Source organism: Cylindrospermum stagnale PCC 7417, assembly GCF_000317535.1.
In the GTDB taxonomy this organism is placed as follows: domain Bacteria; phylum Cyanobacteriota; class Cyanobacteriia; order Cyanobacteriales; family Nostocaceae; genus Cylindrospermum; species Cylindrospermum stagnale.
Genome location: NC_019757.1, coordinates 3,300,814 through 3,322,915 on the forward strand (window position 1 = coordinate 3,300,814; position 22,102 = coordinate 3,322,915).

A 22,102-nucleotide genomic window follows, 5' to 3' on the forward strand; every position below is an offset into this window, starting at 1 on the left:
CAAAAAATAAATTATCCAGTCACCGTAGACTTGTAGGGATACAGCATTGCTGTGTCCCTACCGATGGAAGTCCCTAGAAAAACTCTCAGCAGTTTTGTGAAAAAGGCAGTACGAATCTAGATGGAGCAACAAATTACACAAGCAAACTTGAATGAAACCTCTGGCTCAATGGCAGAAGATGTTAAATTAAACTATTCGTTAGCTGGGTATGACTACGAACTGCCGCCGGAACTCATTGCCCAAAACCCAGCATTTCCTAGAGATAGCTCGCGGTTGCTGGTGGTGAATTCTCCTGGTACAGGCCAGGATTTACCGCCACTACACCACATTTTCCGCGATTTACCTCAGCTACTACAACCTGGGGATTTGCTGGTAATGAATAATACGAAAGTCATTCCAGCGCGGTTGTATGGTCATAAATCCACTGGTGCCGAAATAGAGGTGTTGCTGTTGGAGGAACGTCAGCATAACTGTTGGTTAGCCCTAGTTAAGCCAGGAAAACGCTTCAAACTGGGGGCGAAGATTGTTTTTGCTCCTAGGGGAGATGGGGGGGAACTCACCACTCAATTAACGGCTACGGTTTTGGCAACAGACGCGGCGACTCTTGGGCGGTTATTGCAATTTGATCTGCCAGCGGGGATGTCTGTGGTGCAAATGCTAGACCGATTTGGGGAAGTACCTCTGCCACCTTATATTACCGCCTCGACTGCTGAAGATGAACAGTATCAGACAGTGTATGCAAAGACGCCTGGTGCGATCGCTGCGCCAACGGCTGGATTACACTTTACCCCAGAATTATTACAACAGTTAAGCGATCGCGGCATTAATCAAGCTTTTGTCACTCTCCACGTTGGTGTGGGCACTTTTCGCCCTGTGGAAGTGGCAGATGTCACTACCCACCAAATGCATGAAGAATGGATTGAAGTTCCCGCCGCCACTGTCGAGCAAATTCGCGCCACGAAAGCCGCTGGTGGGCGGATTATTGCCGTAGGGACAACGGCAGTACGCGCTTTAGAAGGGGCGGCGAAATCGGGTGATTTACAGCCTTATGTCGGCAAAACAGACTTGTTTATTTATCCCGGCTATCAATGGCGGGTGGTGGATGGTCTAATTACTAATTTTCACCTGCCGCGTTCTAGTTTGCTGATGCTGGTAAGCGCTTTCATCGGTAGACAGAGATTATTGAATCTCTATCAAGAGGCGATCGCTAATCTATATCGTTTCTATTCTTTTGGTGATGCCATGCTAGTTTTGCCAGAAGCTACTAAGAGTGCTGAAGCGGAGAAGTTTGAATTTTGAATTTTGCATTTTGCATTTTTCAGGTAGTAAATGGGTACTCTCACCTTGTAAGGAGCTAACTATCAGTACAAGTCTGCTAATAATGTCTAAAAATATTCAACAGTTACCGTGGTCAAACTGGTTATTTAAGCTGACGTTTCACAGAAGTTCTACTCGGCAAAAGCCTAATTTTGGACTTCTGTTGGCCTTATCAGCTTTTTTGGTGTCGGTTTTACCAACAATTACTGATTTACCAGGAAGCAAATTGCTGGCACAGAATGTAGTTTCTCAGGATCTGGAAGCAGCTAGCTTTTTTCAGCAGGGAGTCATGCGCTATAACCGCCAAGATATACAAGGTGCAGAATCTGCTTTTCGTCAGGCTTTGCAAAAAGATCCCAACATGGGGGCTGCACGGAATTATTTGGGCAATATCCTCATGCAGCAAAATCGCCTAGATTTAGCGGTGCAAGAATATGGGGAAGCGGTGAGGCTGAGTCCCAATCTCGGTGAGGCTTATTACAATTTAGCGCTAGCGTTGCAACGACAAGAACAAAAAGAAGCAGCGATTACTGCTTATCGTCAGAGTTTAGTTGTCAATCCGACAATGGCAGCGGCTCACTATAATTTAGGATTGCTATTACAGCAACAAGGACAGCTAGAGGAAGCGATCGCTTCTTATCAGCAAGCCATTAGTCTAGATAGCAGTAATGCCAATGCTTACTTTAATTTAGCGATCGCTCTCCAACGGGAAGGTAAAATAGAATCTGCGATCGCCGCCTATCAGCAAGCCTTACAACTAGATCCCCAAAATGCTATGGCTTACAACAACTTGGGAAGTCTATTGGCAATTCAAGGTCAAGCTTCAGGGGCGATTTCTTCTTACCGACAAGCTATTCGCCAAAATCCCAAAAATGCCTCAGCCTACCATAACTTAGGCGTGACTTTATACAATCAGGGCGATATGAAGACAGCCAGCAGTGCCTTAACCCGGGCCAGCAAACAATACCGAGAACAAGGCAACGTCGAGCAAGCTGAGAAAGTTGAGCAGCTAATCCAGCACATTGCCCAGTTAAGAGCAAAAAAGGCACCTCAAGTTAGTCAAACAGCTACTCCCTCACAAACACCAAAACCAGCAGAAAAAATTGATGTGCCTGTCCCCGTTGAACAACAGCCACAGACACAGCCAGATATGCCAAATCAACCACTATTTCCTAGTCCAACGCCAGAGGTTACTGGCAGTGATGGCAAATAATTAAAGTTAAATCGGCAAACGATTAATATCTTTGTTGCAGCCAATAACTACCATTACCGAACCACGTTCTAGACGCTTAGTCGGGTCAGGATTAATTTGAAATTTACCATCCTGACTCACCGCTAAAACATTTAAACCATAACGGTTACGAAGTTGGATTTCGGTGATGGTTTTACCCTGAAATTCATCAGGAACAATCAACTCGACAATGCTGTTATCTGGGTCGAGGTCAAATCTCTCTAGAATTGATGGTTTGGTGAGTGTCCGCGCTAAAGCACAACCCGCCTCAAACTCAGGAAAAACTACATGATCTGCACCTACTCGCTTTAATAGTTTGCGGTGAACTTCACTAGAAGCCTTAGCAACTACGTGGGGTACACCACCCTCTTTCACATTAAGTGTGGTGATGATGCTTTCCTGAATATAGTTACCAATCGCCACAATTACCGTATCAAATTCAAAAATACCAGCTTCTTTCAGGGCGCCAGGTTCAGTTGAGTCTAGTTGCAAAGCATGACCGACTATTTCTTCAGTTAATGCTTCTGATACCCGCTTTTCATCAATATCTGTGGCTAGAACTTGATAACCTAGTTTGTGCAGAGTTGAAGAGACAGAACGACCAAAACGACCTAACCCAATTACGGCAAATTGTTGGTTGTCTTTACGTAAAGAACGAAAAAATTTTAATGATGAAAGGTTCATGATTTACTCGCCATTTATCGTTTGTTATTAAACTTTGAACTTGAAAATTTGCGGGGAAAAAGAAAATTTTAATTCTTCTTCAAGCTAAAATTGAATCAGCTATTAGTTGTTTATTTCCGCATCTGTGCTCAACTATCCTACAAGTAAATTCTCTTCAGGATAATGAATTCTAGTAGGACGGGGGTCTCCTAGTAGAGAAGACATAAGTAATAAAACTCCAACTCTTCCAATATACATTGTGGCAATTAAAATGAGTTTCGCTGCTGTGGAAATACTAGCAGTGATGCCCGTAGAAAGTCCCACCGTAGCAAAAGCTGACATCACTTCAAACAGAATTTGAATAAAATCTAATTCTGGATCTGTGAGAGCAATTAAAATTGTAGATAAAATCACGGTAGCTATCGAACCCACTAATACACCAACAGCTTTTAAAATTAATGATATGGCTATTTTACGATCATAAAGTAAAACTTCTTCTTTCCCTTGAAGAATTGCTTTTGTACAACTCGTGAGAACTCGCAGAGTTGTGGTTTTTATACCGCCTCCAGTCCCACCTGGATTTGCACCAATAAACATGAGTGCAATCGTAATAAATAAACCAGCAGTGGTCATTTTACCATTATCAATGGTGTTAAATCCAGCCGTTCTAGGAGTCACTGACTGAAACCAAGCTACTAACCACTGGTCACGTAAACTCAAATTACCAAATGTCTCAGGGTTTCGTCTCTCTATACAAAAAAAGGCAATTGTCCCTATAAAGAGAAGTAATATTGTAGTACTGACTCCGACTTTAAAATTAAGTGAAAGTATGACGCAACTTGATTTTTTGAGAAAGCGATCGCGCAACCAAAGATACATTTCTAAAATCACCTGATAACCAATTCCCCCAAAAATAATCAATCCTGTAATCGTAAAGACTACTAGAGCAGATGACTGATAGCCAATCAAATTATCTTTAAATAAACTAAAACCAGCATTATTCCAAGCATTAACGCTATGAAAAATTGCTAACCACAGTCCTTGACTCCACCCATAATCAGGTACAAAAGCTGGCAGTAATAATAAGACTCCGGTAATTTCAAAAATTACGGTTGTGGCAATAATTGAGCGGATAACTTGAGTGCTACCACTCATTCCTGGTCGGTCTAAGGCTTGTTGAATTGCGATTTTTTGCCGCATATCAAACTTCCGCCCAATTAACAAAATCAAAAAAGTTGTGGTTGTCATATAGCCCAACCCACCGACCTGAGCTAACAATGCAATAAAGAACTGACCCCAAAAGGAAAAATAAGTACCAGGGTCAACTACTGATAAACCTGTAACGCAAACTGCGGAAGTAGAAGTGAAAAGTGCCACAATTGGGTCATTCCACGTACCTTCGCTAGTTGAGAAAGGCATCATCAACAGGATTGTTCCCGCTAGGATGACAGCCAGAAATCCCAAGATTATTGTGCGAGCAGCAGTCATAAAAATTCAAAATTCAAAAAGGATAAAAACTAGCCTTGGTCGGCATCTTAGCTACTGAACAAACGCAAATTAAATACCTGATAGCATATTCAGGTAAATTTATCGTTTTTTTTAGGCAGAATGAACTGGGAGTATAAGCGCCTGGGAATAAAAACAGTCTTATATTATTAAAAACATATATGGTAGCGTACCAGTATGTTTTTTAATTGAATTCTGTTTGATCTTTATACTGATTTATTCATGAGTGCAACTCTTTACCAGCAAATTCAGCAATTCTACGATGCTTCCTCTCTTCTGTGGGAACAGATTTGGGGAGAACATATGCATCACGGCTACTATGGCCCGGATGGTACCCAGAAAAAAGACCGCCGTCAGGCTCAAATCGATTTAATTGAAGAACTGCTGAACTGGGCAGGTGTAAAGGCAGCAGAGAACATTTTAGATGTGGGTTGTGGGATTGGTGGCAGTTCTCTCTACTTGGCAGAAAAGTTTAATGCTAAAGCAACAGGAATTACCCTGAGTCCTGTGCAAGCCGCGAGAGCTACGGAACGGGCAAAAGAATCTAATTTGAGTGATCGAAGTCAGTTTCTGGTGGCTAATGCTCAAGCAATGCCCTTTGCTGACAATTCTTTTGACTTGGTTTGGTCGCTGGAAAGTGGTGAGCACATGCCAGATAAGGCCAAGTTTATGCAAGAGTGCTATCGGGTGTTAAAGCCTGGGGGGACTTTGATTATGGTGACTTGGTGTCATCGTCCGACTGATGTTGTACCGCTGACTGCTGATGAGCAAAAGCATTTGCAGGACATTTATCGGGTGTATTGTTTGCCTTATGTGCTTTCTTTGCCAGAGTATGAAGCGATCGCACATCAACTTCCATTAAACAACATTCGCACGGCTGATTGGTCAACCGCTGTGGCCCCTTTTTGGAATTTTGTAATCGATTCGGCATTCACTCCCCAGGCAGTTGTCGGGTTGCTGCTTTCGGGTTGGAGTACAATTCAGGGGGCTTTGTCTCTGGGGTTGATGCGTCGGGGTTATGAATCTGGGTTGATTAGGTTTGGTTTGTTGTGTGGCAGGAAATAAGTTACGAACCGCAGAGGCGCAGAGAGCGCAGAGAGAGGAGAGAATGAATCAGTTTTCTGGACAAAGGTCTTCTGGTGTTCAAGGTAGTTGGCTTGGTGCTTTTTGGAAGTTTTCCCGTCCGCACACGATTATTGGCACGAGTCTAAGTGTTTTGGGGTTATATTTGATTGCGATTGCTGTATCTTCTACAGAGGTTTCTAGTATTCATCTAGAACAGCTTTTTGGTACTTGGATTGCCTGTTTGTGTGGCAATGTTTATATTGTGGGGCTGAATCAATTAGAAGATATTGATATTGACAAGATTAATAAGCCTGATTTACCACTAGCATCTGGGGCTTTTTCTCGCAGTACTGGGCAATTGATTGTCATTGTTACTGGAATTTTGGCGTTGGTTTTGGCTTGGCTATCTGGGCCGTTTTTATTGGGGATGGTGGCTATTAGTTTGGCGATTGGTACGGCTTATTCTTTACCACCAATTCGCTTAAAACAGTTTCCCTTTTGGGCGGCGCTGTGTATTTTTTCGGTGCGGGGAACGGTTGTCAATTTAGGGCTGTTTTTGCATTTTAGTTGGGTGTTGCAACAAAGCCAAGCGATTCCCCCGGTGGTGTGGCTGCTGACTGTGTTTGTTTTGGTGTTCACTTTTGCGATCGCTATTTTTAAAGATATCCCCGATATCGAAGGCGATCGCCAGTACAATATCACCACTTTTACCATCCAAATGGGGGCGCAAGCAGTGTTTAATCTGGCGCTTTGGGTGTTAACTGTCTGCTATTTGGGGATAATTCTGGCTGGTGTTCTCCGCATCGCCGACATTAACGCCATATTTCTGGTGATCACTCACCTGGTATTGCTGGTTGTGATGTGGTTGCAAAGTTGGGCGGTGGATTTGCAAGATAAAAGTGCGATCTCCCGCTTCTATCAATTTATCTGGAAACTATTTTTCCTGGAATATCTAATGTTTCCCATCGCCTGCATTTTAGCTTAAAATAATGTTAGAAAATTTGCCAACAAGTAATATTATCGCTCTTTTTGTGGTAGGTTCCAGTCTCGCTATTCTCGGTTATTTTGGTTGGAAAACCTTGATTACATCTAACTTGTTTCAACAAGGAGTCAAGCTTTATCAAGCAAAAGATTACCAAGGTGCAGAAGCAGCATTTCGCCAAGTGATTGCTATCAACTCTACTAATGATGTGGTGCGCTTGCTCTTGGGCGATATTCTCAACCAGAAAGGACAAATCGAGGAAGCTAAGGAATTATTCTGTGAAGTAATTAGCCGCAGTCCCAAAAATGCTGATGCTTACTTGCGTTTGGCGAATATTCTCATGCAGCAAGAAAAGCCAGCAGAAGCCAGAACTAATCTCCAACAAGCTAAAGAATTATTTCAAAAACAACGCAATCCTCAAAAAGCTCAACAGCTTGAACAAATTCTCCAAGAAATCAGCAAATTGTAGTCTGCGGTTTTAACTGTGTTATTGAAGCTTAAAGCCGCTTTTTGAATTTGGTCTACTTTGGCGTTATTCCGATCTGGTAAATTAGCAATTTGGCGAGAAAATTCGCAAGAAACCTGAAAATACAAGAGTGCAATTCCACCTAGAGCGAAATTATGGCTGAAGAAAAAGGCAAAGTTTACCTTGTGGGTGCTGGGCCAGGAGATGTAGCATATCTGACAGTAAAAGCTTATCAACTCTTGGCTGTCGCTCAAGTATTGGTCTACGATGCTTTAGTAGATACCCAATTATTAGAGTGCGTATCACCAGATTGCTTAAAGCTAGATGTGGGTAAACGTGGTGGTAAACCCAGCACTCCCCAAGGTGAGATTAACAAGTTACTGGTGAAATATTGCCAGCAAGGAAAACAAGTTGTCAGGCTGAAATCAGGTGATCCGTTTATTTTTGGGCGCTGTACTGCCGAAATTGAGGCATTGAAAGCATCGGGTTGTGAATTTGAAGTTATACCAGGAATTTCCTCAGCCCTTGCTGCACCTTTGCTGGCTGGTATTCCCCTCACAGATCCGGTTCTCAGTCGCTGTTTTGCTGTGTTAACCGCACACGAACCAGATGTTTTAGACTGGGAAGCACTATCACGCTTAGAGACATTGGTGATTTTGATGGGGGGGCAAAATCTCTCAGAGATTGTCAATCAATTGTTGCGCTATGGGCGATCGCATTCTACACCGATTGCTATCATCCGTTGGGCGGGAACTCCTAGTCAACAAATCTGGACTGGCGTTCTGGGTAACATTCTGGAACAAACCGCCTCTTTATCTCTCTCTCCGGTGGTAATTGTGGTTGGTGAAGTTGTCGGTTTACGCCATTTCTTACAACCTGAGAAAATGTACTCTGAAGATTAAACTATAGTCAAAATTCTTAGTCCGTCAGCTATGTCAAGTAATCTACCCCTTGCTGGTAAAACGATTCTGGTGACGCGTTCACTCGGACAGTCGAGTCAATTTAGCTCTAGCCTCACCGCATTAGGTGCAAAAGTAATTGAAATGCCTACCCTAGAAATTGGCCCGCCTTCGAGTTGGTTGGCGTTGGATCAGGCGATCGCTAATTTATCTGATTTCAACTGGTTAATCCTCTCTTCTACCAACGGTGTAGACTACTTTTTTGCTAGGCTAACCGCCTTGGGTAAAGATACTCATGCCTTAGCTAACGTCAAAATTGCCGTTGTTGGCGAGAAAACCGCCCAAAGTCTCAAACAACACAGCATCAAACCAGACTTTATTCCCCCCAACTTTGTCGCTGATTCTTTAGTAGCAAATTTCCCTGAACCAATATCAGGTAAAAAAGTTTTATTTCCTAGAGTTGAAAGCGGCGGTAGAGAAATTTTGGTCAAGGAATTAACTGCCAAGGGTGCCCAGGTGATAGAGGTTCCCGCTTATGAATCATACTGTCCTAGTAGTATTACCCCAGCGGCAGAGTTAGCTTTACAAAATCGCACAGTAGATATAATTACCTTTGCCAGTTCTAAAACTGTGCAATTTTTCTATCAATTAACGGCAATTAAATTTTCAAGCAACGTAGTTAAAACTTATTTAGATAGAATTTGTATTGCTTCTATCGGACCTCAAACCTCAAAAACTTGTCAGACTTTATTTGGACGCGTAGATATAGAAGCTGAAGAATATACTTTAGAAGGCTTAACTCAAGCACTAATTAAATGGGCAACCAATTCTAAGTAACAGATGACTAATGACCAATGACCAATGACCAATGACCAATGACCAATGACCAATGACCAATGACCAATGACCAATGACCAATGACCAATGACTAAACGCTTAATCGGCTTAACTGGCGGTATCGCTACTGGTAAAACGACTGTCGCCAACTATTTGGCTACTGCTTACAATCTGCCGATTTTGGATGCAGATATTTACGCTAGAGACGCAGTAGCAGTAGGTTCGCCGATTCTCGGTGCGATCGCCCAACGTTACGGTATGCAAACTTTATCACCGGATGGAAGCCTTAACCGTCAACAACTGGGGGAAATTATTTTCAATTCTCCTGAAGAACGCCATTGGTTAGATAAGTTGATTCATCCTTACGTAGGCGATCGCTTCCACAAAGAAATTGCTGAATCATCTGCACAAGTCTTGGTGTTAGTTATCCCATTACTATTTGAAGCTGGAATGACTAATTTAGTTACAGAAATCTGGGTAGTCAGTTGTTCCCAGCAGATGCAAATGCAAAGACTAATCCAAAGAAATAATTTAACTCCAGAACAAGCAATAGCCAGAATCAACAGCCAATTATCTATTGCTGAAAAAGCATCTCGTGCCGATGTCGTTTTAGATAACTCTTCCACCCTAGAAGTATTACTGAAGCAGGTTGATCAAGCCTTGGAAAAGGGAAGCGTTAATTAGCCCTAATTTTTCGCCCAAAAAATAAATTAACACGGCAATATAAAACCTCCTCTAAGTTAGGTAAACCCGTATGATATATACAAATCATCACCTGGGAGTCTTCTATCATTAATTTCCTGATTGCTGTCAGCTAGAGCATACTCTAATTTTTCACCAAATTTTTGGTTGTATTCTTCCTCCGCGCGTTTCAATTCAATGGTTTTATCTGCTCGTCTTTCTATTGTCTCTATGAGTGAGGCTTGGACGAGGGCTTGTGCTTTTGGGTTGCCTTTAATAGCATGGTATAACCAGTATGCAGTGGCTAAATTTACAGGGATAGGCTTGATGTAGCCACCATAATCTTCTACCTCAACCATTTGCTCTTGTTGTAAGCTTCTATCCTTGTATGGCAATGCTTGCGGTGATTTTCCCTGCAAAAAACGTAGCAAGTCGTCATTAGGTCTATCAATAGCCGCTATTACTGATTCTACGTATAGTTTATAACTTCCATCTGGCATCTGACAAACATCTAGAGGGATAGAGCCTAGATTAATCGTTGTTTTTACGGCTTTTTGGGTGGTTTTTTCAGAAGTGGCGGTTTGCATGACTACGCCTTGCACAGTGAAGTTGGGATAATTGGTGATAAATTCGCTTAAAATCTCAACTTGAGAGCGATTTTCTACTATCTCTAATGTTTTTAATATGTCGCTGATTCTTTCGGCGTAATCTCCTAAGTTATGTTGGAGAGGTAGCAAGATTTCATACTCATTTTCATCATCTTTTCTCAGTCGCCAAATTGCTCCTGCATCATTATAAATTCTCCCTGTTTCATGCCAGCCTGTGGCTTGCAAATGCGCCTGTAAGACATCAGGGTTAACAGTTTTAAGTATTTGGCTATCTTTGATAGTAGCTTTCATGGCAACTCTCCAAAACTAATGCGGTTGATGATGCCTTGGAGTACATCTGGTGTAAACTGGTTACTACGCAGCAATTCAATAGTAACATTATTTCTATTTGCAGTCTCTGGCATTCCGCGCAAGGATACCCAGTATGCACAATGCCTGAGACACAATTCTTCTTCGGTTTGTTTTATCCAGTCTGCGATTCTTTCGGGAACTAAAACGACTACTAAAATTCGTGGTACAAGGGCATTTATTCTTAAATCATTATAATTTTTCAGTATGAGGGGATATTTAATATAGCTTTTATCCAGAATATCTCTGGCTGTACATTTTAGTTGTAGTTCCAGTCTAGGGGAAAGGATTTTACCTACGCCTCCTCTGCTAACTATACCTAAGTCTATGCTGTCATTATCAATTTCTGGTCTATATAAAGAATAACCTGCTACCGCAGCAATTGCTCTGATATATGTGAGACTAAATTGTTCTTTTTGTTGGTTGATATCCATTATAAACAAGAAGCATTGGACGATTAATAATCAGTTTGATTTTTGAATAGGGAACGTATTATCTTAGAGTTTCTGCCTTGAGAATAAGAGGCAAAGCATTCTGATTTGCGTTCCCTGTCAGAGCCAGGAAACTTTTAAGTTAGTTAATCCCCTCTGGTAGGTACAAATCATCTCCTGGCATTCTTCTATCGCTAATTTCCTCCTTTTTGTCAGCTAAAATATCCTCTAATGTTTCACCAAATTTTTGGTTGTATTCTTCCTCGGTGCGTTTAAATTCAAAGGCTTTATCTGCTCGTCTTTCTATTGTTTCTATAAGTGAGGCTTGGACGAGGGCCTGTGCCTTTGGGTTGCCTTTAATAGTATGGTATAACCAGTATGCAGTGGCTAAATTTACAGGGATAGGCTTGATGTAGCCACCATAATCTTCTACCTCAACCATTGGCTCTTGTTGTAAGCTTCTGTCCTTGTATGGCAATGCTTGCGGCGATTTTCCATTCAAAAAACGTAGCAAGTCGTCATTAGGTCTATCAATAGCGCCAATTACTGATTCTACGTATAGTTTATAACTTCCATCTGGCATCTGATAAACATCTAGAGGGATAGAGCCTAGAGAAATCGTCGCTTTTACGGCTTTTTGAGTCGGTTTTTCAGATGCTGCCATATTTGATAATTTGATATGGTATAAAGATTGTCCTTCATTTTGACATAACTAGAGTTTTTTGTACCAATATAATATTGGTATTTTTAGTGGGTTTCTAAAAATATCTATTTTATCCTTATACAAATTATTAATTTTGATTGGTGAACATTGCAAGATTCAGATACCCGACTTCTTAAATAAGTCGGGTATCTTGTTGATCATGAATGATTAAGTAGGGCTATAGTCACAATGTCAGCTAATTATCCTTAAGATTTTAAGACTAAGAAGCATGAGAAGTTCTCAAAAAATTCACTATTAGAAAGTGTGGCATCTTTGGCAATATCAATAATCTTCCAGAAATTATTGATTTCTTCGTCTGTGTAGCCCTTAGCTTCAAATTGAGATTTTACGAACGAGAAAGTCAAATTGCCATTTCGAGATTAAATTTCCCCACCAACCACTACATCTCGAATTCGCAGACTTGGTCCGCCACAACCTACAGGTAAACCGTTTTGTCCACCTTTACCGCAACCACCTGATTCATCCCAGTAAAAATCATCACCAATAGCCTCAATATCCGCTAGGGTTTGGAAAACATTACCCGACAGCGTTACATCCCGCACAGGTTCAGCAATTTTGCCATTTTTAATCATCCATGCTTCCCCGGCGCTAAAGGTGAACATTTCCCCATTCGTCATTCCACCCAACCAATTACGGGCATAAACTCCTTCTTTAATGCCAGTAAACAAGTCTGCAACTGGCGTATTACCCCGTTCAATCCAGGTATTTGTCATGCGGACAATCGGCGAAAAGTGGTAATTGAGACAACGGGCATTACCTGTAGGTGCTTCCGCCAATTTGCCGGCGGTTTCACGGGAATGTAAACGCCCGACTAAAACACCATTTTTAATCAGTTGGGTAGTAGTGGCGGGTGTGCCTTCGTCGTCGTAAAAATAACTACCGCGATGTCCCTCTGGGGCAGCACCATCAAAAATTTGCAGTTCTGCTGGGCCAAAGCGTCTGCCGATGGTCATAACTTCCAGCAAGTCGGGGTTTTCGTAAGCCATATCAGCTTCCGAAAGATGCCCAAAGGCTTCATGGACAAATAAACCGCTAAGAATTGGGTCAATTACTACGGTGTAGGTGTTGCCTTTGACTGGTGGCAGAGATAGGGCGGCAACGGCTCTCTGGGCGGCGCTTTTGACTTGGGTATCCAAATCGGTCAAATCTTCGTAGGCTTTGCGAGAACCAGTGGTTTCTCTGCCAGTTTGTACGGTTTCACCGTTTCTGGCAGTGGCAGCAAAGCGCATTTCCATATCTACCCAAGATTGTTCAATCAGAGTGCCATCTGAGGTAGCGAGGATGATTTTTTGGGCGCTGTCGCTGTAGCGTACTGAGGTAGTGGTAATGCGAGAGTCAACGCTTTTGAGCAAGTCGGTATAGCGATCGCACAATTCTTTCTTTTTCTGCAAGTGAATTTGGCGCGGATCTACGCCTGTCAGGGGTAGCTGACAGACTGCTTGCACCGGATTAATCGGGGCTAGTAAGGTTTCTTCATCACCAACCATTCGCGCAGCTGCGATCGCTTCTTCAATCCGTTCTTTAATTGTCGCCAGTTGGTTAAAGCTGCTCAACCCCCACCCACCTTTATAACAAGCACGAATATGTCCACCAATAGATATGCCTTCGCAGAGAGTTTCTACCTTGTCGCCGCGCAACAAGATATCCGTCCCTTCTGCTTCTTCCAGGCGAATCATCAGATAATCCACGCGGGATGCGTAGCGGGCGATCAGGTCCGAGAGCAAATTTTGTGCGTCAGCAAGTGTAGTCGGCATTTCTAGGTAGTCACCATGACGAACTACATTTATTTTCCAATTTTTCGGGCAATATTTGCTACTGAATGCGGAATTTCAATTACGCCACTCACAAACCAGTAGGAGAATTAATAAAAAATTCCATATTCTGTCTGGGCTTTTTAAGCTAGACAACAGGCAAAAAAATTATGTATAAACGAAAAATTATGGGTAATTCTTGTTCAGCTATTCAAAAACATATTTTTCAGCTACTTTCCAATATCGCGAAAAGCGCTTTAAGTCAATATAGCCGTCATACTCAAAAAATGGCTCCACCTCTAGCACTTCCACAGCTACAGAATGCTCAATTTGCTTGCAGATATCATTAAACCGGGGACTGGGACTTGCCGCCGTCACAACTAAGTTAGCATTATGCTCTTGGGAAAAGGCTAAAATCTCTTGCGCCACATCGCCACGGCGAATGACAACGGGTAACTCTAGCAAACATTCATATATAAAGGTGAGGCGTTTGAGACTTAGTTGCCATTCTGTTATCAAAGCATCGTCCCAAACCCAAACGGCTGGAGCATTGGCGTATTCTTGTAATGCAGGATTTTTGGGACTCAGACAGTCTCCATGTACCCAAACAATTGGTTGATTCATCAAAGATTTCAAGTTTGGTTTGGCAAGATTTTAAATAATCAGAACTAGCTAGTACCGCAAGGCAGAATTCAAAATTCAAAATTCAAAATTCAAAATCATTACAGCGTAAGCGTTTTGTTAATTTGGAATGGTCTGCTTATTTGCGCCGTGCTGTACTAGTTTATATGATTAACAATCCTACCTTACTTTTGGATCTCACAATCAAAAGTATCCGTCGTGCAAAGACGCAGGTGTTGCGTTGCTATAAGTTTTTTAAATATAAATTTTAGAAAATTTCTTTTTTATTCTATTTTTCTCAATAAATAGGGCTATTCTCAATAATATTGATAATAATGTCAACAATTTAACGCAATTACGTTATTTGAGCGATTGATATTTACCCCTTGACTTTTTGTGCTATCATTGTCTGTAAAATCAGAAAGTTATTATTGATTTTTTTTGTGGGGATGTTTTTTCACGCAGAGGTTCGCTAAGGTTTTTGAATTATCTCCCTAACGAACTAAAAACTTTTAGATTCGCTTTTTTCCTTTTTGCCAACTTTGGCTGTTGGGTTGTTTGTTAAATTCCCCATGAGGGAAAAGGCGCTGTTCCAGTTCTTCATAGCTGCCTTCAAAGTCACAATGACCATAAAGCGGACATTTGCGACAATAAACGCCTTTGGTATAGCGTTCTAGGTTTTCGCGGTTGAAAAAATAGGGTTTATGGCTAAAGGTGCTAGCAACCCATTGCCAAGACATATTATTACTAGCTGGGTCACCATCAAGAAGATGTTGCAAAAACCATTTGGCTCCTGCTTGCCAACGAATCTGCCGCCAATGGACAATGTAAGCTGCTATCCACATCCGGGGGTGATTGTGCAGGTAGCCAGTTTCTTGCAAATCGCGGCTAAAGCTGTCAATGCAAACTAGCCCTGTCGTACCTTCTTTGATGTCCTGAGGTAAGTCTGCTGCATAGCGTTTGGGTGCGTAACCAGTTTTGTATTCTTCTTGATCTTGCCAAATGCCGTTTCCTAATTTGACATATAACCGCTGCCAGTAGTCGCGCCAACCCAACTCGTTAATCAGTTTAGTGGCGTCATCTCGCTGCTGTACATGGTCAAGTACATAATCCCGAATTTCTCGCAAACTGAGTACGCCATAGCGAATGTAAGGCGAAAGTCGCGTGACAGCACCTGTTAATAAATTACGTGTTTTTCCGTAAAGCGCTGGGTTGATTTTTTGCAATACTTCCTCAGCCGCTTGGCGTCCCCCCACAGTATCGCTGATATGGTTATCGGCGGTGGGGAATTGTTCGCGGAGGTAAGCTACCAATTCCTCACGGTTAGCAAATTCGCGGCGCATATCTTCAGTCATGGGACTTTCGCAGGGTAGGAATAGACAAAATATGGCTACTTTTAGCATACTCATTCATTATTATCACTTTCCTTTGGTGGAGAGAATATAAATATTTTTTTGTTTCGCGCAAAGGCGCAAAGGCGGAAAGCAAGATTTTTGCAAATTAACTAATGAACAAATGCGCCATTATTGTCAATTTTCTTCCGGCTCATTCAGTAACTAACGTTACAATATGGGATAAATCTGTTACCTTGCTACAAGATGAGTCGCTGCATCAATCCCAACTGCCAAAATCCTGATAATCCTGATAATTTACCACGCTGTCAAAGCTGCGGTTCTGAATTGCTGCTTGAAGGGCGTTATCGAGTTACCCGGTTACTGAGTGACAAAGGGGGATTTGGCAAAACTTTTGAGGTGATAGATCGTAATGGTATCCCGAAAGTTCTCAAAGTTCTGAAAAAAAATACACCCAAGGCTGTAGAGCAATTCCAGCGAGAAGCTAAAGTTTTACGTCGGCTGAATCATCCTGGTATTCCCCAAGGAGAAGATGATTTCACATTTTACCCAAAAAACACTCAAACACCTGTTTACTGTCTAGTAATGGAGAAAATCGAGGGAGAAAATTTACACGACTGGCTAGAAAATAGAAGTAATCGCCCAATTAATGAAAAAACAGCAGTTGATTGGTTAATTCAAATAGCAAATACATTGCATGAATTACATCAACAGCAACCACCGCTTATTCACCGAGATATTAAACCATCTAACATCATGCTTAAACCAGATGGATATCTGGTATTAATTGACTTTGGCATAGCAAGAGAAGTCACTCAAACATACGAACAAAAACTTTCTGAAGGAGCCATTACGACAACTCACACTCCTGGCTACGCCCCATTAGAACAAGTGGTTGGTCAAGCCGTTCCACAATCAGACTTTTTTGCATTGGGTCGTACTTTTGTCTATCTGCTTACAGGAAAGCAACCTGACGAAATTGGTAATAACTATTGTGACCCCAATACAGATGATGAGTGGAATTGGCGTGAAAAATATCCGGATATATCAGATTTACTAGCAGATTTTATTGATGATTTAATGGCGCGTTCGGTTAATAAGCGTCCAGCAGATACTAAGATAATTTTGCAAAGTCTGAAAGAAATTGAGCAAGCTTTGTATCCACAAAAATTATCTCAACCACTATCTGCATATCCACTACCTCAAATCAACGGACAAAATATCTATCTTAAGCAAAATCTAGGTGGTCGTTGGGATTCTCCAGGACACGCACAAGCTGTAACTTGTATAGCAATTAGCCCAAATGGTCAGACTTTAGTTAGTGGCAGCAACGATGCCACAATTAGACTTTGGGATATTAGCAGTGGAGAACAAATTCGGACTTTTTCACATTCAAGACAACAATGTTCAATTAACTCTCTAGTAATTGGTTTAGATGGAGAAACATTAATTAGTGCCAATGACCATGAGGGTTATCTTGAGATTTTTAATATTGACACAGGAGAAAAGATTCGTAACTTTCGAGCTTCTATGAGCCCTGTAAAATCATTAATAATTAGTCCAGATGGGCAAACCTTATTTAGTGGAAGTTACAAAGGAATTCAGGTATAGAGATTAAAGGATTGTTCCCATATTCGTAATATAGATAAACATTCAGATTTTGTAAATTCTATAGCAATTAGTCCAGATAGTCAGACTATAGTTAGTGGTAGTGAAGACAAAAAAATTAATGTATACTCAAATTCAATAAAGACTATTTCTGCACATATATATCCTGTTAATTCTGTAGTAATCATACCAGGATTTCAAATGATAGCTAGTGGTAGTAATGAACCAGTAATTAGTTTATGGAATTTGAATAGTGGTGAAGAAATTGGTAAACTAACTGGACATATAGGCCCTATTAAATCATTAGCTATGAGTCCAGATGGTCAAACTTTAGCTAGCGGCGGTTATGATGGCACAATTAAACTATGGAATCTCAGAACTGAGGAGGAAATTTGCACTTTCCCTGGAAATTCAAACGGTATTAATGCAATTACCTTTAGCAAGGATGGAAAGATTTTAGCTAGTGGAGGTAATGACTGTACAGTAAAAGTATGGGAAATTAATTAGCTAGAAACCAGAAAAACACGCTTAGTCATATCTTGCACCTAGCCCTAACGATTAAAATCGCGGCTATAAAAACAAAGTCCGCCTGCGCGGACTAACTTAAAGTCAAGGATTTTAGAGCCTGCTTAGGCAGGCTTTGTTCTGGTAGCCGCGATTTTAATCGTCTGGTGCTGATAAATTCTTAACACTATCAAATAACTTCCGTACATTCTTCTCCGCGCCTCTGCGCCTCTGCGTGAGACAAAAACCCTGTAGTCCTAAAGCGCAATATCCCGTTAGAATACTCAAGCCGCAATCTCTGAAAATCCCATCATGACCAATATTCCCCAAGCTGGACAACCGGCGCCTGAGTTCTCTACACCTGACCAAAACGACAACCAAGTTACTCTCGGCGACTTAAGCGGACAGTGGGTTATCCTTTACTTCTACCCCAAAGACGACACCCCCGGCTGTACCACCGAAGCAAAAGACTTTACCGAGTTATATCAAGACTTCAGCGAACTAGGAGCAAAAATATTAGGTGTAAGCCCAGATTCTGGTAAAATACATTGCAAATTTATTAATAAACATAACTTGTCAATTACCCTTTTGAGTGACCCTGAACATATTCTTACAGAGGCTTATGGTGCTTGGCGCTTAAAGAAGTTTATGGGTAAAGAATATATGGGTGTGGCTCGCTCAACATTTCTTATTTCACCTGATAAAATCATCGCCCATGCTTGGCCCAATGTCAAAGCCAAAGGTCATGCTCAAGCAGTGTTAACAAAATTGCAAGAATTGGTAGTTAAATGAAATTTGGTTTGATTTGATCACATCACTTAAACACTGTCAGACATATCTTATAGCGGTTTGCAGTTGAGTTCAATACAGACCTAACCACCAACCCCAACAACCTCTCCCTAGCCCTCTCCTAAGAGGAGAGGGGAAAGGAAAAACTTTTGTTGCTCTTAAGGGGAGCAAGCCTCAAAGCCTCTCCCCCAACAATAAAAGCTGCTCCTCTTCCCTCCCCTTGCAGGGGAGGGTTAGGGAGAGGTTTGGAGAGAGGTCAAGGTGTATTACATACAATCGAGAACCGCTATATACAATAGGAATATCACCGCTATTGTATTTATTATGGTTCAATTTATCCAAGCGCAAAATGTCAGTATTGCCTATTTAGAAGAAAGATTTGGTCTGCGACAGGCTGAAACTGAAGATTCTTTTACAGAATGGTTTGACAATCTCCCAGCAATTACAGATTTAGAAAAGCAATATCTAGATAGAGTTAAAGCTAATTTTCTCAGCTTAATTAAGCGTCCACCCATCTTAGAAAATGCTGTGAAGATGGTAATATTATCTCCCCTGTTAGATTTGGCTGGTTTTTATCGTCCTCCTTTTCATCTTGCCACAGAAGAATCTATAGAAATTAGTGAAGAAATAATTATAGATATTCAAGAGAATGGAGAAGAAACTAAAGAGATTATCAAAGGCAAAATTGACGTACTGGTTCTCCAGAATCAGTTATGGTTAATAGTCATTGAGGCTAAAAGGTCTAGTTTCTCTTTAGCTAAGGCTATTCCCCAAGCGCTTACTTATATGCTGGCTAATCCTAAGGCTAATCATCCTGTATATTCGTTGGTAATCAATGGAGAAGATTTTCAATTTATCAAACTAACTCAACAAGATAAGCCAATGTATGCTTTACTTTATATAGACGCGAAAATGAATTATATACAGTTCTGAATATCTTAAAAAAACTAGGTCAATTTTTGAAGTAATTATGTCTACTCGCCCTATTTATCTCGATTGTCACGCTACCACCCCCGTAGATGAACGGGTATTAGCTGCGATGATTCCCTTTTTCACAGAAAACTTTGGCAACCCAGCTAGTATTAATCACGTTTACGGTTGGGAAGCAGAAGCGGCTGTTAAACAAACGCGGGAAATTTTAGCAGCAGCTATTAATGCCACCCCAGAAGAAATTGTTTTTACCAGTGGGGCAACAGAAGCTAACAATTTAGCTATTAAAGGTGTGGCTGAAGCTTATTTTTCTAAAGGTCAGCATATTATTACTGTGGCGACTGAACATAGTGCAGTTCTTGACCCTTGTAAATATTTAAAAACTCTCGGTTTTGAAATTACAATTTTGCCGGTTCAGAAAGATGGACTGATTGATTTAACCGAGTTAGAAAAAGCTTTGCGTCCTGAGACAATTTTAGTGTCGGTGATGGCGGCAAATAACGAAATTGGTGTAGTGCAGCCGTTAGAAAAAATTGGGGAAATTTGCCGCGATCGCCAAATCTTATTTCATACAGATGCAGCTCAGGCAATTGGTAAAATCCCCCTGGATGTGCAAGGGATGAAAATTGACTTGATGTCCCTGACAGCACATAAAATCTACGGGCCGAAGGGCATTGGGGCGCTATACGTCCGCAGACGCAATCCTAGAGTCCAACTTGCTCCTCAGCTGCATGGTGGTGGACATGAGCGGGGAATGCGTTCTGGGACTTTGTACACGCCGCAAATTGTCGGTTTTGGGAAAGCTGTAGAAATTGCTTTGGCAGAACAAGTGGCAGAAACCCAACGCCTTACGGAACTCAGGCAAAGATTGTGGTTACAGCTTTCAAGCTTGGGGGGAATTCATCTCAACGGAGATTCCACCCAGCGACTAGCAGGAAATTTGAATATCAGTGTTGAGGGGGTGGATGGTGCCGCGCTTTCCCTCGGATTGCAGCCGGTAATGGCGGTGTCTTCTGGTTCTGCTTGCACCTCAGCAAACACGGCACCTTCTCATGTTCTCACGGCGCTAGGACACCCAGAACAGCTAGCTTATGCCTCGATACGCTTTGGTATAGGACGTTTCAACACGGTAGAGGAAATTGACAAAGTCGCAGAACAGGTAATTTCTACAATTCAAAGTCTACGAAATTCGTCAGTCGTTAGACAGGATCTAGGACGGGTATAACGCCCATCCCACAAGAATTAATTGGATATTTGTTGGCTTCCAAGCAAGTTGATCAATAGACACAGCAGTGAAAATTACAGCAGATTGCAACTTGGTGAGGTACAGATTATCGTAGGGGCACAGCATGCTGTCTACCCGTATACTTCATTTACCTGAAAAATGCTGTAAATATGCATCAAGACCCTTGTAGAGACGTTGCATGCAACGTCTCTACATTGTTTTTCAGCAGATTTCTAATAGGGATTTGAATTAATCCGTCCCCTTTTGACACTGCGGAGATAGTATCCTGTCGTTGGTCTGTTTTTCAGGTTGAAAGTGCTACCACTCCGAACTTTCCAAATTTTGTAGTTAGAAAAAGTCAGCGGAGTTCTGGGTTCGCATATTTCTGGTTTGCGATCGCCAAGTACAAAGTAAGCTGAACCATTACCCATAACTTTCGCCAACCCGGTTTTATCCACAACCACCGAGGTATCTTCACTCACCGCTATCCCCAAAGCACTGTTCGAGACACCGTCCTGAATCTGACGAGCAATAAAGGCCATCAAACGACCCATTCTTTCCCGCTTGTCGAAGTGTGTATCAATGATGGTTCCCTGAAGATTCCTCCAGTTGAAAAAGTTTTGCGTAAAGGTAATGTCCCGGTAGGGATCTTCGAGTGCATCCCTAGACTCAACAGCCCGTGAGCAAGCATTGTAGACAAAATCACTTTGGATTATTGCACCTGCACTAGTGCCACCAATCCCGCCTCCTCGGCTGTGAACTGACTCGATAGCAGTCTCCAGCTTGGTATTTTTCCAGTTGCGGGTGTATTGACATTGGTCGCCACCTGCAAAGAAAATCACTTCGGCATTTTTTACTTTATTCACAACCTCAGTGTTGTTGGCGTCCTGTTTACTTTTAATCAACAAAGTTTCCACAGAATCTACACCCTTCATGGCATAAATTGGCTGATTGTAGCCATCATCACCAGAAACGCGAATGACTACAACATCAACCTTAGTGGAGCAATTGGTGCAGCCGCGAACCCGATTAATCATCCACTGAATCGCCTCATCCACATCGGGGCCACCCCCGCCTAAGTCATAGACGGGGCCAGCTAATGGGGGATTGACATTGGCAGCGTTGCCCTGCAAATAGCCTGTCGTCTTAGCAATACCTGGCAATGTCAGCAAGCTTCCCATGATCAACAGCAGCGTTCCCCCAATCTTCAAGAACTTTGTGGCTGTGCTTCCAGGCATTGGTGAATTCTTCCCGAAAAATGCATTTGCCATCAGTTTGCCCTCTGAATCGAACTGCAATTATGTTCAATCTCTCATTTGGGGGTGGAAATTCACAGCGTACAGGAATTGTAGCCAGACAATTGGGGAAGATGGGGAATAGATTCTAAATTCAAAAATTGTATTCTTAATTTTGAATTTAGCTCAATCCGACAGAAGCCCCACGTCTCACCCGAAGGGGAGCGTGGGATGAATGGCGGGTGAGTTGACGACAGTCCTTTGACCAATTTTCCCCGCAGGGGAAACAGAAGGACATGGAGGAAACGAACATTTTCCGTGTTATCCTC

Annotated in this window: 20 protein-coding genes and 1 pseudogene; 12 read left to right on the forward strand and 9 right to left on the reverse strand. The window is 41.9% G+C overall.

All coding sequences use genetic code 11. From position 1 onward, the window contains the following. Nucleotides 1–120: 120 nt before the first annotated feature. Nucleotides 121–1,299, forward strand: coding sequence for a tRNA preQ1(34) S-adenosylmethionine ribosyltransferase-isomerase QueA (queA, locus tag CYLST_RS13425; RefSeq protein WP_015208275.1), 1,179 nt, complete (start codon nucleotides 121–123; stop codon nucleotides 1,297–1,299). Nucleotides 1,300–1,381: 82 nt separating this feature from the next. Continuing rightward, a complete protein-coding gene (locus CYLST_RS13430) occupies nucleotides 1,382–2,530 on the forward strand; it encodes a tetratricopeptide repeat protein (RefSeq protein ID WP_015208276.1) in 1,149 nt (382 codons plus the stop codon). A gap of 6 nt (nucleotides 2,531–2,536) precedes the next feature. Here the strand turns inward: CYLST_RS13430 and CYLST_RS13435 are convergent, their stop codons facing one another. Beyond that, nucleotides 2,537–3,232, reverse strand: coding sequence for a potassium channel family protein (locus CYLST_RS13435; RefSeq protein ID WP_015208277.1), 696 nt, complete (start codon nucleotides 3,230–3,232; stop codon nucleotides 2,537–2,539). Between the two features lie 132 nt (nucleotides 3,233–3,364). Then, nucleotides 3,365–4,699: a TrkH family potassium uptake protein gene (locus CYLST_RS13440; protein WP_015208278.1), complete on the reverse strand. Its 1,335-nt coding sequence runs from the start codon at nucleotides 4,697–4,699 to the stop codon at nucleotides 3,365–3,367. A 240-nt stretch (nucleotides 4,700–4,939) separates the two neighbouring features. Here CYLST_RS13440 and CYLST_RS13445 point away from each other — a divergent pair, with 240 nt between their 5' ends. The 5 genes and pseudogenes from CYLST_RS13445 to coaE all read left to right on the forward strand — a co-directional run bounded on the left by CYLST_RS13445 (nucleotide 4,940) and on the right by coaE (nucleotide 9,650). Next, a complete protein-coding gene (locus CYLST_RS13445; RefSeq protein ID WP_015208279.1) occupies nucleotides 4,940–5,782 on the forward strand; it encodes a methyltransferase domain-containing protein in 843 nt (280 codons plus the stop codon). 43 nt (nucleotides 5,783–5,825) lie between these two features. After that, a complete protein-coding gene (locus CYLST_RS13450; protein ID WP_015208280.1) occupies nucleotides 5,826–6,767 on the forward strand; it encodes a homogentisate phytyltransferase in 942 nt (313 codons plus the stop codon). A gap of 4 nt (nucleotides 6,768–6,771) precedes the next feature. Then, a complete protein-coding gene (locus CYLST_RS13455) occupies nucleotides 6,772–7,233 on the forward strand; it encodes a tetratricopeptide repeat protein (protein ID WP_015208281.1) in 462 nt (153 codons plus the stop codon). A 152-nt stretch (nucleotides 7,234–7,385) separates the two neighbouring features. Further along, nucleotides 7,386–8,966 (forward strand): annotated as a pseudogene (cobA, locus tag CYLST_RS35920) (uroporphyrinogen-III C-methyltransferase). An 87-nt stretch (nucleotides 8,967–9,053) separates the two neighbouring features. Then, nucleotides 9,054–9,650: a dephospho-CoA kinase gene (coaE, locus tag CYLST_RS13470; RefSeq protein WP_015208284.1), complete on the forward strand. Its 597-nt coding sequence runs from the start codon at nucleotides 9,054–9,056 to the stop codon at nucleotides 9,648–9,650. Between the two features lie 56 nt (nucleotides 9,651–9,706). Here coaE and CYLST_RS35925 read toward each other — a convergent pair whose 3' ends face one another. The 6 genes from CYLST_RS35925 to CYLST_RS13500 all read right to left on the reverse strand — a co-directional run bounded on the left by CYLST_RS35925 (nucleotide 9,707) and on the right by CYLST_RS13500 (nucleotide 15,485). Continuing rightward, nucleotides 9,707–10,546, reverse strand: coding sequence for a hypothetical protein (locus CYLST_RS35925; RefSeq protein ID WP_015208286.1), 840 nt, complete (start codon nucleotides 10,544–10,546; stop codon nucleotides 9,707–9,709). Next, the gene (locus CYLST_RS13480) at nucleotides 10,543–11,037 is read right to left on the reverse strand and encodes a DUF4365 domain-containing protein (RefSeq protein WP_015208287.1); all 495 of its coding nucleotides are present in this window, start codon (nucleotides 11,035–11,037) and stop codon (nucleotides 10,543–10,545) included. The genes CYLST_RS35925 and CYLST_RS13480 overlap by 4 nt, the downstream gene beginning before the upstream one ends. Before the next feature lie 139 nt (nucleotides 11,038–11,176). Continuing rightward, on the reverse strand, nucleotides 11,177–11,698 hold the full coding sequence (locus CYLST_RS13485; protein ID WP_015208288.1) for a hypothetical protein: 522 nt from the start codon (nucleotides 11,696–11,698) through the stop codon (nucleotides 11,177–11,179). A gap of 419 nt (nucleotides 11,699–12,117) precedes the next feature. Next, complete coding sequence (locus CYLST_RS13490; protein WP_015208289.1) at nucleotides 12,118–13,512, reverse strand: TldD/PmbA family protein; 1,395 nt, start codon at nucleotides 13,510–13,512, stop codon at nucleotides 12,118–12,120. 204 nt (nucleotides 13,513–13,716) lie between these two features. Further along, on the reverse strand, nucleotides 13,717–14,133 hold the full coding sequence (locus CYLST_RS13495; protein ID WP_015208290.1) for a hypothetical protein: 417 nt from the start codon (nucleotides 14,131–14,133) through the stop codon (nucleotides 13,717–13,719). 509 nt (nucleotides 14,134–14,642) lie between these two features. Further along, nucleotides 14,643–15,485 carry an FAD-binding domain-containing protein gene (locus CYLST_RS13500; RefSeq protein WP_041233096.1) on the reverse strand — a complete coding sequence of 281 codons (843 nt, stop codon included), beginning with the start codon at nucleotides 15,483–15,485 and terminating at the stop codon, nucleotides 14,643–14,645. A 243-nt stretch (nucleotides 15,486–15,728) separates the two neighbouring features. Between CYLST_RS13500 and CYLST_RS13505 the strand changes: the two genes are divergently transcribed. From CYLST_RS13505 to CYLST_RS13525, 5 genes are all read left to right on the forward strand, one after another. Then, nucleotides 15,729–17,093, forward strand: coding sequence for a serine/threonine-protein kinase (locus CYLST_RS13505; RefSeq protein WP_051056121.1), 1,365 nt, complete (start codon nucleotides 15,729–15,731; stop codon nucleotides 17,091–17,093). A 30-nt stretch (nucleotides 17,094–17,123) separates the two neighbouring features. Continuing rightward, a complete protein-coding gene (locus tag CYLST_RS36775; protein WP_425389083.1) occupies nucleotides 17,124–17,597 on the forward strand; it encodes a WD40 repeat domain-containing protein in 474 nt (157 codons plus the stop codon). Between the two features lie 309 nt (nucleotides 17,598–17,906). Next, the gene (bcp, locus tag CYLST_RS13515; RefSeq protein ID WP_015208292.1) at nucleotides 17,907–18,386 is read left to right on the forward strand and encodes a thioredoxin-dependent thiol peroxidase; all 480 of its coding nucleotides are present in this window, start codon (nucleotides 17,907–17,909) and stop codon (nucleotides 18,384–18,386) included. Between the two features lie 321 nt (nucleotides 18,387–18,707). Then, nucleotides 18,708–19,316 carry a type I restriction enzyme HsdR N-terminal domain-containing protein gene (locus CYLST_RS13520; RefSeq protein WP_015208293.1) on the forward strand — a complete coding sequence of 203 codons (609 nt, stop codon included), beginning with the start codon at nucleotides 18,708–18,710 and terminating at the stop codon, nucleotides 19,314–19,316. Nucleotides 19,317–19,353: 37 nt separating this feature from the next. Further along, nucleotides 19,354–20,538: an IscS subfamily cysteine desulfurase gene (locus tag CYLST_RS13525; RefSeq protein ID WP_015208294.1), complete on the forward strand. Its 1,185-nt coding sequence runs from the start codon at nucleotides 19,354–19,356 to the stop codon at nucleotides 20,536–20,538. A gap of 233 nt (nucleotides 20,539–20,771) precedes the next feature. Here the strand turns inward: CYLST_RS13525 and CYLST_RS13530 are convergent, their stop codons facing one another. Further along, nucleotides 20,772–21,776, reverse strand: coding sequence for a cyanophycinase (locus tag CYLST_RS13530; protein WP_245587502.1), 1,005 nt, complete (start codon nucleotides 21,774–21,776; stop codon nucleotides 20,772–20,774). Nucleotides 21,777–22,102: the final 326 nt, after the last annotated feature.